Source organism: Kitasatospora sp. NPDC001683, from assembly GCF_053596495.1.
In genome coordinates this window covers 1-12,678 of sequence record NZ_JBSFGK010000077.1, presented here as the reverse complement: position 1 = coordinate 12,678, position 12,678 = coordinate 1, and the positions used below count along the sequence as shown (strand labels likewise).

Below are 12,678 nucleotides of genomic sequence, written 5' to 3'. Positions count from 1 at the left end.
TCTGCGATCACGGCCGGATGCCGAGACCCTGCTGGCCGACCCCGAGCTGGAGGCCCTCCGGCTGCCCTGGGCACCCTGATCCACCCGGCCCCGGGACATGGCGGAAATCGTCACCTCCGTGTCCTTGCCGCCATCGGGACGCGCGGCCACGCTGGAGGGGTGAGCAGCCCGCGCATCGTCTTCGCCGTCTTCCCGGACTTCCAGCTCCTCGACCTGACCGGACCGCACGAGGTCTTCACCCAGGCTGGGTACCTGACCGGGGGCGTCGCGATCGAGACCGTGGCCGCCACGCCCGGCCCGGTGCCCGCCAGCAGCGGTCTCGCCGTCTCGCCGGCCCTGACGATCGAGGAGTTCGAGCGGGCCGACGCCCCGGTGGACACCCTGATCGCCGTCGGCGGCAACGGCGTCCTGCGGGCCTGCGAGGACCGTCGGTTCGTCGACTGGTTCGCCCGCACCGCCCGGCGCGCCCGCCGCACCGCCTCGGTCTGCAGCGGCGCCTTCCTGCTGGGCGCCGCCGGGCTCCTCGACGGGCGGCGCGCCGTCACCCACTGGTCGCGCTGCGCCCAGCTGGTCGAGCGCCACCCGCGGGTCACCGTCGATCCCGACCCGATCTTCGTGCGCGACGGCGACCTGTGGACCTCGGCCGGGATCACCGCGGGCATGGACCTCGCACTCGCCATGACCGAGGCCGACCACGGTCCGGAGGTCTCCCGCACGATCGCCCGCCGGCTGGTGATGTTCGTCCAACGCCCGGGCGGCCAGGCCCAGTTCAGTGCCCAGCTGGCCGCCCAACGGCCGGACCGGGCGCCGCTGCGGGACCTCCTCGACTGGATCGCCGACCACCCCGAAGCCGACCTCGGCGTCCCGACCCTGGCCACCCGCGCCGCCATGAGCGAACGGAACTTCACCCGGGTCTTCCGCGCGGAGACCGGCCGCACCCCCGCCGCCTACGTCGAGAGCGTCCGGATCGAGGCCGCCAAGCGCCTGCTGGAGACCACCCCGGCGACGCTCGACGCGGTGGCCCGCTCCTGCGGCTTCGGCACCGTCGAGACGCTGCACCGCAGCTTCCGACGCACGCTGCAAGTCACTCCCGGCGAGTACCGCAAGCGCTTCTCGGCCCATCCCTCCCTCGCCTGAAAGGCCTGCCCGTGCGCATCGTCATCCCGCTCTTCGACGGCGTCACCGCCCTCGACGCCGTCGGCCCGTACGAGGTCCTCCGCATGCTGCCGGAGGCCGAGGTCGTCTTCGCCGCCGCCGCTCCCGGCACCCACCGGGACGGCGCGGGCGCGCTCGGCCTCCTCGCCACGGCCTCCTTCCGGGACGTCACGGCGGCCGACGTCCTGCTGGTCCCCGGCGGCCCGGGCGCCCGGCGCGGCGTCACCGACGAGCCGCTGCTCGACTGGATCCGCCGCCTGCACGCGACGACCACCTGGACCACCTCCGTGTGCACCGGTTCCCTGCTGCTCGGCGCGGCCGGCCTGCTCGACGGGCTGACGGCCACCACCCACTGGAGCGCCGTCGACCTCCTGGAGTCGTACGGCGCCCGGTACACGGCCCGGCGGATCGTGGAGCAGCCCGGCGGCATCATCACGGCCGCCGGGGTGTCCTCGGGCATCGACATGGCCCTGCGGCTGGCCGAGCTGATCGCGGGTCGGGTCGCCGCGGAGGCCTTCCAGCTCGCCATCGAGTACGACCCCCAGCCGCCCTTCGACTCGGGCTCGTACGCCAAGGCCTCCGACGAGGCGAAGGCCTACCTGGCGAACCGCCCGTAGCGCCGGGCGCGGGTCCAACGGATCAACGGCCGTCCGCGGTCCGGACGAGATTCCGCCGCCTGGCCGCTGGACCAACAGGCGCGGCTGTTGCTCCCGCGGTTTCTCCACCGGCCAGGCGGCGGGCCAGCGGGGAGGGCCGGATGGCGGACACGGCTCCCCCATCGGCCGGAAGGGCCGTGGCGCGCCGAGGAGTTCGCCCGTCGTCAGCGGTGCCAGGTGCGGATGGCGGTCGCCGGCTCCCGGATGTCGGGCGGGAACCGGTGGGCGAGGTCGAGCAGCCAGGCCCGGTCGATCCGCAGGATCACGCCGCGTCCGCCGTGCGGCCCCGGGTGCCGGCCGGGTACGGGCCGAAATCCGCCTCGAACGCGGGCCCCCAGGCCTGGGCGAAGTGGGCGGCGGCGGTCAGGAACCGCTCGCGCCGCTCGTCCGCCTCCTCCGCCAGCACCTTGCGCGCGTAGTCCGGCAGGCTCATCCCGGCGGCCTGCGCGCGCTGCTCCAGCGCCTCGTGCAGGGCGTCGTCCAGGCGGACGTTCAGCTGCTTCATGGCGGCGAGCGTAGCGGCCGGTAGCGCCCGCTACAAGGCGACCGTCGCCGGCACCACCGCACCCGGCGTCAAGCCCGTCCGCGTGCGCTCCTCACTGCCGCACTACGCGCCGTCCCGTGTCAGCCCTCCCGCTGCGAGGACTCGACGCGGACCTCCAGGGCGGGCCAGTGCGCCGCCCACCCGGCCAGCCGGTCCGGGTCCACCGGGCTCTGCGGGACCAACGAGGCGTCCGGCCGGAAGGTCACGCAGGTACCGGTGGTGCCGTCGGGCTCGACCGGCTCGAGGCCGGTGACCGGGAGGCCGTGCTCGTAGCGCTGGGTCCAGGCCCCGTTGAGCCGCCGATTGGTGTGCAGCAGCCGGCTGCTGAGCGCCGCGACGACGGACACGCCCCGGCGCGGGTGCCCGTCCGGGAGGCGCTCCGCCTCGGGGTGGTCGAAGAAGCGCAGGTCCTTGGTCGCCATGACCGGCTTCTTGACCACCTCGCCGCGCTCGTCGACCCGGGTGTCGGTGCCCCGACCGTCGTCCCGGACCGACACCGAGCCGTCGGCGTGCAGGGTGACGACGCATCGGCCCGCGCCGCGCGCGGCCGCCTCGTCGCCGGCATAGGCGAGCACCTCCAGCACGAGGTGCTCCACCCCGCCCGGCGCGAACCCCTCGGCGTCCGCGCGGATCCGGGCGAGGTGCTCGGCGTCCACGGTGGCGGCCCAGTCGTGGGTGGTGTTGGTCCAGGCAGCCCTGGCGGTTCCGTCCATCCGTCGAGTATGCCCCAGCGCTCACCCGCCGCCCGCCACCAGCTGGTCCCCCAATCCACTGCGGCGGTACAGGACTTGCCGCCCGTCCCGGGCCCGGACGACCAGGCCGGTGGCGTGCAGCACCCGCAGCTGCTGGGAGACGGCGCTCGGGGTGACGCGCAGCCGCCGGGCCAGCTCGACGGTGGGCAGCGGCTCCTCCAGCAGCACGAGCAGGCGGGCGCGCGGAGCGCCGAGCAGGGTGGTGAGGGCGGTCGGGTCGAGGGTGGGCGGGGCGTCCCAGAGGGTCGCCACGCCGCGGCTGGGGTAGACCAGGCGGGGCGGCACGTCAGGGCTGACCGGGGGTGCGGGCTTGTGGGCGAACACGGACGGCAGGAGCAGCAGCCCCCGGCCGGAGGCGGCGACCCGGTGGTGGCTGATCATCCGGTCGACGTGCAGCACACCGTCCTCCCAGCGCAGGTCGGGGTGCATGTCGGCGAACAGCAACCGAGCGCCGCCGATGGCGAGTTGGCGGGCGCGGTAGGTCATGTCCGCCTCCAGCACCAGCCGCATCCGCGGCCACAGCGGCTCGATCGCCACCGCCCAGTAGCGGCGCAGCAGTTCGCAGATCGCGTCGCGCAGCCCGAGGACCGCCGCGTCCTCCTCGGCGAGCGCGTCGCCCAGCGCCTCCGGCAGGGCGTCGGGCGCGTGGGCGAGCCGCAGGTCGTGCCGCACCTCGGCCGCCGACGCCCGCCGGACCACGGCGAGTTCCTCCTCGAAGGCCAGCGCGAAGCCGCCGGCCGCCGGGGTGAGGAAGTCGGGCAGGGTGCGTCTGCGCGCCACCAGGGACATCAGCAGTCCGGTGTCCAGCCCGCCGAGCCGGCCGAGCACCGAGCGCCGCCAGGGCAGGTGCAGCGCGGACAGCCCCGGATCCTGGAGCACCCGCAGGCTGAGCACGACCTCGTGCAGCGGGGAGAGCGCGAAGCGGGTGTCGGCGAGGTCCTCGACGTCGAGCTCGAAGCTGATCATTAAGCCCCAGGCTACATTCCTTGGCCGGGACCGGGCGCTGCCGTGCACTTCCCGCATGACCTCCAGCAGCCCGCACCCGACGCCCCGACGGCACCCGCCGACCCCCGGAATCACCCCCCTGCTCGCCGTCACCTGCGCCGTGGCGGTCGGCAACCTCTACTTCCCACAGGCCCTCGTCCCGCTGATCGCCACCGGCCTGCACATGCCGCCGGACGCGGCCGCCACCGTGGTGACCGCCACCCAACTCGGCTACACCGCCGGGATCGTCCTGCTGGTGCCGCTCGGCGACCGGCTCCCCAACCGGCCGCTCCTGGTCGCCCTGCTGGGCCTCACCGGGCTCGCCCTGCTCACCGCCGGCTGCGCCCCGGCGCTGCCCGTGCTGGTCGCGGCGAGCGCGGCGGTCGGCCTGACCACCGTCGCCGCGCAGGTGGTCGGCCCGCTGGCGGCCGGACTGACCGCCCCGGACCGTCAAGGGGCGGTGATCGGCGTCCTGTTGAGCGGCTCGACCGCCGGCATGCTGCTGGCCCGCACCTTCAGCGGCACCCTCGGCAGCTGGCTGGGCTGGCGGGCCCCCTACCTGGTCGCCGCCACCGCGGCCCTGCTCCTCGCCGCCGTCCTGGCGGTCGCCGTCCCGACGACCATCCCCACCTCCCGCCGGCCGTACCCGGCCCTGCTGCTCGAACCGCTGCGGCTGCTGCGCACCGAGCCCGAACTGCGCCGCTCCAGCCTCTACCAGGCGACCGTCTTCGCCGGGTTCTCCGCCGTCTGGACCACCCTGGCCCTGCTCCTGACCGGCCCGGCCTACCGGCTGGGCACTCCGGCCGTGGGCCTGCTCGCCCTGGTCGGCGCGGCCACCGTGTGCTGCACCCCGTACGCGGGCCGCCTGGTGGACCGCCACGGTCCGGACCCGGTGAACCTGGTCTGCCTCCTCGGGGCGCTCGCCTCCGCCGCCGTACTGCTCCCGGGTGCCGCGGGCGGCCCGCTCGGGCTGGCCGCGCTGGTGCTCGGCACACTGCTGCTGGACGTGGCGATGCAGTGCGGCATGGTGGCCAGCCAGGCCCGGGTCTACGCCGTCCGCCCGGAGGCCCTGGGCCGTCTCAAGACCGCGTACATGACCTGCGCCTACCTGGGCGGCAGCGCGGGCTCCTGGCTCGGCGTCCGGATCTGGGTGCTGGCCGGCTGGTGGGGCGTGTGCACACTGCTCGCCCTCCTGGCCACGCTCGCCCTGGCCCGCCACCTGCTGGCCGCCCGTACCACCGCACGGGCCACCACCCTCAGCCGGTGACCAGCCGGCGGCCGCTGATCTCCGTGGGGCGGATCCGCACCCAGCGGGGCCGGTCACCGCCGGCCCACGGGGCCGCGCCGGGCAGGCCGTCGAGGCGGCGGCGCTCCTCCGGGTCGTCCACGTACCGGGCCGTGCCGACGGCGAGCACGCTCCAGCCGCGGCCCTGGAACTCGTCGATGCGGTCGACCTCCAGGGACACCTCCGCCCCCTCGTCCGGGGCGGTGCCGGCGCGGTCGCCGGTGCGGTAGGCGAAGGAGGAGCGGTCGACCACGTAGTTGACGGGGTACACGGCCGGGCCGGGCCGCACCGGCAGGGCGATCCGGCCGATCCCGTGCGAGCCGACCAGCTCCCAGCACTCGGCGTCGGTGAGGTTGAGCAGTCGCGGTCGCGGGCCGGGCCCGCCGCGGCCGGGCGGGGCGTCGGGGCCGTCCTCCAGGAGTTCGTCCCGGGTCGCGCCGAGCGCGGCGGCGATCCGGACGAAGCCGCCGGGGTCGAAGGCGGGCCCGGCTTCGAGCAGGTGGCCCAGGTAGCGCGGCGCCATCGCCGCCCGGCGGGCCAGGTCCTCCTCGCTGAGACCGAGTCGCTCGCGCCGTTCGGCGACCCGGCGGGCCACGGCGGTGGGGTCGGGATCGGACGTGTGGTTCACGGTGGTGGCTCCTCGGCTCGCCCCAAGGGCCACCGGACCGGCATCCGGGCGGTGACCAGGCCCGATCCATCCAAGCGTCCGGCGATCGCCAAGTCGAGGAACGGCAGGGCCCCGTGCGTGTCGGCACACCCCTCACGGCCTGCGCCCGACCCGACCTTGATCCCTCATCACCCGCCTGCGATCATCCCCCTGACGCGGAATCAGGTCCGCGTCGTGAGCGGGGACGAGGAGACAGATCCGTGATCGTCGTGACGGGTGCCACCGGTACGGTCGGTTCCAAGGTGGTCGTGGGGCTGCGCGAGCGCGGCCAGGCGGTGCGGGCGCTGGTGCGCGCCGGGTCCGAGGGCCAGGCGGAGTGGGACGAGGCGGTCGAGCGGGTCGCCGCCGACTTCGCCGACCCGGCGTCGCTGGACGCCGCCCTCGCCGGCGCCGACACCATCTACCTGCTGGTCGCCGTGCACCCGGAGATGGCCCAGCACGAGAAGAACGTGATCGACGCCGCCGTCCGCACCGGCCGCGGCCCGCGGATCGTGCTGCACGCGGCCGCCGGGGTCGAGTACCGGCCGGAGGGCGTGCGCTTCGTCGGCGCGCACATCGCGGGCCTGGACCACCTGAAGGCCTCCGGCCTGCCGTGGACGGTGCTCGGCCCGAACGGCTTCTACCAGAACTTCCTCGGCACGGCCCCGACCGTCAAGGCCGGCAGCCTGGCCGTGCCGGGCGGCGAGGGCGCGGTGTCGTACGTGGACGCCCGGGACGTCGCGGCGGCCGCCGTCGAGGTGCTGGCGACCGAGGGGCACGAGGGCGCGGTCTACACCCTGACCGGCCCGGCGGCGCTCACCCACGGGGACCTGGCCGAGCAGCTGGCGGCCGTCGCCGGCCATCCGGTCACGTACACCGCGCTCACCCCCGAGGTGGCCCTGAACGGCCTGCTCGGCATGGGCTGGGAGCCGTGGCGCGCCGAGGGCATGGTCGAGCTGTACGGGCTTTACGCGGCCGGGCAGGCCTCGGCGGTCAGCTCGGACGTGGAGAAGCTGACCGGCCGCCCGCCGCGCACCTTCGCCGAGTTCGCGGCCGAGCACGCCGAGGTCTTCCGCGGCTGAGCCGGCGCCGGGGGCGCGCCGCCGCGGGACCCCAGCGGCGCGCCCCCGGTCCCCCGCCCCCGCGGGGCCGTCGACGATGCGTCAAGATCCCCCTGCGCACGCCTTACCGTCCCGCCCGGCCGGGCGCATACTGTGCTGCGCGCGGCGAGCATCAGGCGACAGGGCCATCCCGGACCCGGCCCGGCTGCGCCGCGACGGGGAGAAGGTAGAACAGGCGTGGCGGTACTCGTGGTCGTCGTGGTGGTCGTCCTGCTGTGGCTGATGACCGGCGTGCGGGTGGTGCAGCAGTACGAGCGCGGCGTGGTGTTCCGGCTCGGCAAGGTGCGCGGGAAGGTCCGCGAGCCGGGCCTGACGCTGCTGGTGCCGATGCTCGACCGGATGCGCAAGGTGAACGTCCAGGTGGTCACGATGCCGGTGCCCGCGCAGGAGGGCATCACCAAGGACAACGTCTCGGTGAGCGTGGACGCGGTGCTGTACTTCCGCGTGGTCGAGCCGATCAAGGCCACCGTGGACGTGCAGAACTACGGCTTCGCCATGCTGCAGGTCGCCCAGACCTCGCTCCGCTCGATCATCGGCAAGAGCGAGCTGGACGACCTGCTGTCCGGGCGGGAGCACCTGCACGAGGGCCTGGAGGTCATGCTGGAGAGCCCGGCGGCGGGCTGGGGCGTGCACATCGACCGGGTGGAGATCAAGGACGTCAGCCTGCCCGACTCGATGAAGCGCTCGATGGCCCGTCAGGCCGAGGCCGACCGCGAGCGCCGGGCCCGGATCATCACGGCGGACGGCGAGTTCCAGGCGGCCGCCAAGCTCGCCGAGGCGGCGACCAAGATGGCCGAGACCCCGGCGGCGATGCAGCTGCGCATGCTGCAGACCGTGGTCGAGGTCGCGGCGGAGAAGAACTCGACGTTGGTGCTGCCGTTCCCGGTGGAGCTGCTGCGCTTCTTCGAGGCCTCCACGGCCCGGCTCACCGAGGGAGCGGCCGCAGCGGCCCCCACCGTCCCGGCGCAGGCGGCCGAAGCCGACGGCGACTGACGTCGGGCGCAGCTGACGTCGGGCGCAGCTGACGCCCACTCGGCCGGCTTGGGAAGGTTCCCGGGCCGGCCATAGGCCCGCTCTATGACCTCATAGATCAGCACCGACTACACCTCCGTACGAACCGCGGGTTGGCTGCGAGGGTCCGGACCCATCACCTCCCACTGCGCCCGACCGGAGGATCCGCCAGCATGACCCGCCCGATCCGAGTCGCCATCGTCGGAGCCGGCCCCGCCGGCATCTACGCCGCCGACGCCCTGCTGAAATCCGATGCCGCACAGGCGCCCGGCGTCTCGATCGACCTGTTCGAACGGATGCCCGCCCCGTTCGGCCTGATCCGCTACGGCGTGGCCCCCGACCACCCGCGGATCAAGGGCATCGTCACCGCCCTGCACCAGGTGCTCGACAAGCCCCAGGTCCGCCTGTTCGGCAACGTCGACTACCCGTCCGACCTCGCCCTGGACGACCTGCACCGCTACTACGACGCCGTGGTCTTCGCCACCGGCGCGATGGCCGACCGACCGCTCGGCCTGCCGGGCATCGACCTGGACGGCTCCTACGGCGCCGCCGACTTCGTCTCCTGGTACGACGGCCACCCGGACGTGCCCCGTACCTGGCCGCTGGAGGCCGAGAAGGTCGCCGTCCTCGGCGTCGGCAACGTCGCCCTGGACGTGGCCCGGATCCTCGCCAAGACCGCCGACGAGCTGCTGCCCACCGAGATCCCGCCGAACGTGTACGAGGGCCTGGGCCGCAACCGCGCCGTCGAGGTGCACGTCTTCGGCCGCCGGGGCCCGGCCCAGGCCAAGTTCAGCCCGATGGAGCTGCGCGAGCTGGACCACTCGCCCACCATCGAGGTGATCGTCAACCCGGAGGACATCGAGTACGACGAGGGCTCGATCGCCGAGCGCCGCGCCGTCAAGCACGTCGACCTGGTCGCCGCCACCATCGAGAACTGGGCGATCCGCGACGTCGGCGACCGACCCCACCGGGTGTACCTGCACTTCTTCGAGTCCCCGGTCGAGGTCCTCGGCGAGGACGGCCGGGTGGTCGGCCTGCGCACCGAGCGCACCGAGCTGGACGGCACCGGCAACGTGCGCGGCACCGGCCGGCACACCGACTGGGACGTCCAGGCGGTCTACCGGGCCGTCGGCTACTACTCCGACGAGCTGCCGAAGCTGCCGTTCGACCCGGTCTCCGGCACCGTCCCGCACCGGGCCGGCCGCGTCCTGGACGGCGACGGCTCCCACCTGCCCGCCGTCTACGTCACCGGCTGGATCAAGCGCGGCCCGGTCGGCCTGATCGGCCACACCAAGGGCGACGCCAACGAAACCGTCGCCTGCCTGCTGGACGACCACGCCACCGGCCGGCTGCCCGGCGCCGCCGAGCCCGACCCCGCGGCGGTCGAGGAGCACCTGCGCGCCCGCGGCGTCCGCTACACCACCTGGGACGGCTGGAAGCGGCTGGACGCCCACGAGCGTGCCCTGGGCCAGGCCCAGGACCGCGAGCGGGTCAAGGTCGTCGAGCGCGAGGACATGCTCCGCCGCAGCGGGGCGTGAATCCTACGAACGGCGGACGATCGGCAGCAGCACCTCGTCGACGATCGCCGCCGGGTCGAGTTCGACGGTGCCCCCGCCGCACATCTTGATCCGGTACAGCATCAGCGCCGGCACCACGTCGGTGACCATCGGGGTGACCGCCCCGGGACGGACCTCGCCCCGGGCGGCGCCCCGGTCGAGCACCTCGGCGATCAGCCCGGTGGTGGGTTCGACCACCCGCTCCAGCACCAGTTCCAGGAAGGCGTGGGCGCGCTGGTGGTCGATCTCGCTCATGATCGCGCGGACGGCGGCGCCGAGTTCGCTGAACATCGCGGTGCGCAGCCCGGTCACCACCGCCAGGAGGTCCCCGCGCAGGCTGCCGGTGTCGGGGGCCGGTCCGGCCGGCGGCAGGCTGGCCCGCAGCGCGTCCATGACCAGCTCCTCCTTGGAGGACCAGCGCCGGTAGAGGGCGGCCTTGCCGGTCTGCGCGGCGGCGGCCACGCCCTCCATGGTGAGCCGCGCGTAGCCGTCGGTGGTGAGCTGCTGGAGGGCCGCGCCGTAGATGGCGCTCTCCAGGGCCTCCCCGCGCCGGCGGACCGGGGCGGCCGTCGCCGCCGCCCGCTCGGTGCCGCCCTCGGCAGTTCGGGCTTCCGCGGACATGACTGCACACCTTCCGGGGGTTCCTTGTTCACCAGGCCTTACCGCCAATGTTAGTGAACGAACCCGTTCCCTCCCAAGCACCCGTGCCGCCCAGCCTACGCAGACCCCGGGCAGCCATCGATCCGTGCCGCACCCCACCCGCTCGCCGCAGCAGGCCCCCGTCAACCGGCTCCCGGGGCATCAGCCCGTGATCGGCGGGTTCGGCCGGGTCAGACCGCGGTCGTAGGCGAAGATCACCGCCTGCACCCGGTCCCGGGCGCCGATCTTCGCCAGCACCCGGCTCACATGGGTCTTGACCGTCGATTCGGCCAGCACCAGCCGCTGGGCGATCTCGCTGTTGGTCCAGCCCTGCGCGATGGCCACCAGGATCTCCCGCTCGCGCTCGGTCAGCGCCTCCAGCCGGGGGTCCTCGACGGGCGTCGCGCCGGGCGGGCGGACCGGCAGGTGGTGGGCGTAGGCGTCGAGCAGCCGCCGGGTGATGGCGGGGGCCACCACGGCGTCGCCCTCGGCGACCGCGCGGATGCCGGCGAGCAGTTCCTCTGGGCGGGCGTCCTTGAGCAGGAAGCCGCTGGCCCCGGCGCGCAGCGCGGCGTGCGCGTACTCGTCCAGGTCGAAGGTGGTGAGCACCAGGATCCGCGAGCGTCCGCCGGTGGCGACGATCCGGCGGGTGGCCTCGATGCCGTCCATGCCGGGCATCCGGATGTCCATCAGGACGACGTCCGGCCGCAGGTCGGCGGTCAGCCGGACGGCCTCCGCACCGTGGGCGGCCTCGCCGACCACCTCGGTGTCGGGCTGGCTCTCGAGCAGCATCCGGAAGCCGTAGCGCTGCAGTGGCTGGTCGTCCACGATGAGGACGGTGGTCACGGGTGGCCGCCTGTCGGGTCGGGAGTGAGGTCCAGTACGGCCTCCACGGTCCATCCTGCCCCAGGGCCGGGGCCCGCCGTGACGGTGCCGCCGTACAGGGCCGCGCGTTCGCGCATCCCGGCCAGGCCGTGCCCCTCGCCGTCCGGCCGCACCGGTCGGCGGACGCCGTCGGGCGGGCCGCCGTCCTGGACCCGCACCCGCAGCCGGGTGGCGTCGGCGGTCAGGGTCACGTGCGCCCGGGTGTCGGAGCCGGCGTGCTTGAGGGTGTTGGTGAGCGCCTCCTGGACGATCCGGTAGGCCATCAGCTGGACGCCGCGGTCCAGCTGGTCCAGGTCGCCGCCGACGGTGTACACGATCTGGGGTCCGGCGGCGCGGATCCGGGCGCACAGCCCGTCGAGGTCGGCGATGCCGGGCTGCGGGTTGAACTCGGCGGCCTGGTCGGCCTGGTCGCGCAGCACGCCGAGCATCCGGCGCAGTTCGCCGAGCGCCTGGCGACTGGCCTCGCCGATCAGCTGCAGCGCCTCCCGGCCGCGTTCGGGGGAGGCCTGGGCCGCGTAGGCGCCGCCGTCGGCCAGGGTGACGATGACGGACAGGTTGTGGCCGATGATGTCGTGCATCTCCCGGGCCACCCGGGTGCGTTCGGTGGCGGTGGCCAGCCGGCTGCGCTGGTCGCGCTCGATCTCCAGCCGGGCGGCGCGCTCGCGCAGCCCGGCCAGCTGGGCCCGGCGGATGCGCACCGCGATGCCGAGGGCGACGCCTGCGGTGGCGGCGCTGACCAGGAAGAACAGGGCGTCCCCGACCGGCAGCCCGCCGCCGGAGACCTCCACCGCGACCAGGCCCATCGCACCGACCATCACCACGCAGGACCAGGCCAGGTGCCGCAGCCGGCCGTGCAGGGCCAGGCTGTACAGCGCCACCAGCAGGGCGACGTCGGCGCGCAGGGCCACGCCCAGCGACCACTGCAGCACGAACACCGCCATGATCGCCGCGAAGGCCCCGGTGGGCCGCCGCCGGCGCCACAGCAGCGGCAGCACCAGCCCCGCCTGCAGGGCGAGGGTGCCCGGCAGCGGCGGGCGGACGAAGTTGAGCCGGTGCTCGTGCGGGCCGCCCTCGCCGTGGCCCGGGAAGAGGTCGGGCAGGCAGAACATCAGGAAGACCATGGCCACCACGGCGGTGTCCAGCACCCAGGGGTGGTCGCGGTCCGCCTCGCGCAGCCGCTGGCCGACCCGGGCCAGCCGGGCGAACAGCGGGTGCCCGGACAGCGCGTCGGTGGCCGCGAACGGGCCGGCGGAGGTGGTCTGGTCCTCGCTCACCGGTGGGTCTCCTGACGGTCGTGAAAGCAGTGCGGTGCCGCGTGGAAAGCAGTGCGGTGGGGGGGGGGGGCCCCCCCGCGGCGCGCCCCGCGGGGGGGAGGGGGCGGGGGGCGCGGGGGGGGGGCGGGGGGGGGAGCGGCCGGAAAGGAAGAGGGGGGTGTGGGGTAAAA

At 74.8% G+C, this 12,678-nt stretch carries 13 protein-coding genes; 6 read left to right on the top strand and 7 right to left on the bottom strand.

Translation table 11 applies throughout. From position 1 onward, the window contains the following. Positions 1–159 precede the first annotated feature (159 nt). Positions 160–1,137: a GlxA family transcriptional regulator gene (locus ACWCYO_RS30985; RefSeq protein WP_270139654.1), complete on the top strand. Its 978-nt coding sequence runs from the start codon at positions 160–162 to the stop codon at positions 1,135–1,137. An 11-nt stretch (positions 1,138–1,148) separates the two neighbouring features. Beyond that, positions 1,149–1,772 carry a DJ-1/PfpI family protein gene (locus tag ACWCYO_RS30980; protein ID WP_449786057.1) on the top strand — a complete coding sequence of 208 codons (624 nt, stop codon included), beginning with the start codon at positions 1,149–1,151 and terminating at the stop codon, positions 1,770–1,772. A gap of 301 nt (positions 1,773–2,073) precedes the next feature. Here ACWCYO_RS30980 and ACWCYO_RS30975 read toward each other — a convergent pair whose 3' ends face one another. The 3 genes from ACWCYO_RS30975 to ACWCYO_RS30965 form a co-directional block, all read right to left on the bottom strand. Next, entirely contained in the window at positions 2,074–2,316 is a 243-nt protein-coding gene (locus ACWCYO_RS30975) for a FitA-like ribbon-helix-helix domain-containing protein (protein ID WP_449786056.1), read from the bottom strand. A 119-nt stretch (positions 2,317–2,435) separates the two neighbouring features. Further along, entirely contained in the window at positions 2,436–3,068 is a 633-nt protein-coding gene (locus tag ACWCYO_RS30970; RefSeq protein WP_449786055.1) for an ATP-binding protein, read from the bottom strand. 21 nt (positions 3,069–3,089) lie between these two features. After that, positions 3,090–4,073 carry a MarR family transcriptional regulator gene (locus ACWCYO_RS30965; protein WP_449786054.1) on the bottom strand — a complete coding sequence of 328 codons (984 nt, stop codon included), beginning with the start codon at positions 4,071–4,073 and terminating at the stop codon, positions 3,090–3,092. Between the two features lie 55 nt (positions 4,074–4,128). Between ACWCYO_RS30965 and ACWCYO_RS30960 the strand changes: the two genes are divergently transcribed. Continuing rightward, positions 4,129–5,358: an MFS transporter gene (locus ACWCYO_RS30960; RefSeq protein WP_449786053.1), complete on the top strand. Its 1,230-nt coding sequence runs from the start codon at positions 4,129–4,131 to the stop codon at positions 5,356–5,358. Here ACWCYO_RS30960 and ACWCYO_RS30955 read toward each other — a convergent pair. Further along, positions 5,348–6,004, bottom strand: a complete 657-nt coding sequence (locus ACWCYO_RS30955) for a pyridoxamine 5'-phosphate oxidase family protein (RefSeq protein ID WP_449786052.1) — start codon at positions 6,002–6,004, stop codon at positions 5,348–5,350. The two genes, ACWCYO_RS30960 and ACWCYO_RS30955, sit on opposite strands and share 11 nt — an antisense overlap. A 239-nt stretch (positions 6,005–6,243) precedes the next feature. Here ACWCYO_RS30955 and ACWCYO_RS30950 point away from each other — a divergent pair, with 239 nt between their 5' ends. The 3 genes from ACWCYO_RS30950 to ACWCYO_RS30940 all read left to right on the top strand — a co-directional run bounded on the left by ACWCYO_RS30950 (position 6,244) and on the right by ACWCYO_RS30940 (position 9,692). After that, complete coding sequence (locus ACWCYO_RS30950) at positions 6,244–7,104, top strand: NmrA family NAD(P)-binding protein (protein WP_449786051.1); 861 nt, start codon at positions 6,244–6,246, stop codon at positions 7,102–7,104. Between the two features lie 261 nt (positions 7,105–7,365). Then, positions 7,366–8,136, top strand: a complete 771-nt coding sequence (locus ACWCYO_RS30945) for a slipin family protein (RefSeq protein WP_270150730.1) — start codon at positions 7,366–7,368, stop codon at positions 8,134–8,136. Between the two features lie 191 nt (positions 8,137–8,327). Next, positions 8,328–9,692, top strand: coding sequence for an FAD-dependent oxidoreductase (locus ACWCYO_RS30940; RefSeq protein ID WP_449786050.1), 1,365 nt, complete (start codon positions 8,328–8,330; stop codon positions 9,690–9,692). A gap of 3 nt (positions 9,693–9,695) precedes the next feature. Here ACWCYO_RS30940 and ACWCYO_RS30935 read toward each other — a convergent pair whose 3' ends face one another. The 3 genes from ACWCYO_RS30935 to ACWCYO_RS30925 form a co-directional block, all read right to left on the bottom strand. Then, the gene (locus ACWCYO_RS30935) at positions 9,696–10,331 is read right to left on the bottom strand and encodes a TetR-like C-terminal domain-containing protein (RefSeq protein WP_449786049.1); all 636 of its coding nucleotides are present in this window, start codon (positions 10,329–10,331) and stop codon (positions 9,696–9,698) included. A gap of 180 nt (positions 10,332–10,511) precedes the next feature. Then, entirely contained in the window at positions 10,512–11,195 is a 684-nt protein-coding gene (locus ACWCYO_RS30930) for a response regulator (RefSeq protein WP_270139672.1), read from the bottom strand. After that, on the bottom strand, positions 11,192–12,508 hold the full coding sequence (locus ACWCYO_RS30925; protein ID WP_270139674.1) for a sensor histidine kinase: 1,317 nt from the start codon (positions 12,506–12,508) through the stop codon (positions 11,192–11,194). The genes ACWCYO_RS30930 and ACWCYO_RS30925 overlap by 4 nt, the downstream gene beginning before the upstream one ends. Positions 12,509–12,678: the final 170 nt, after the last annotated feature.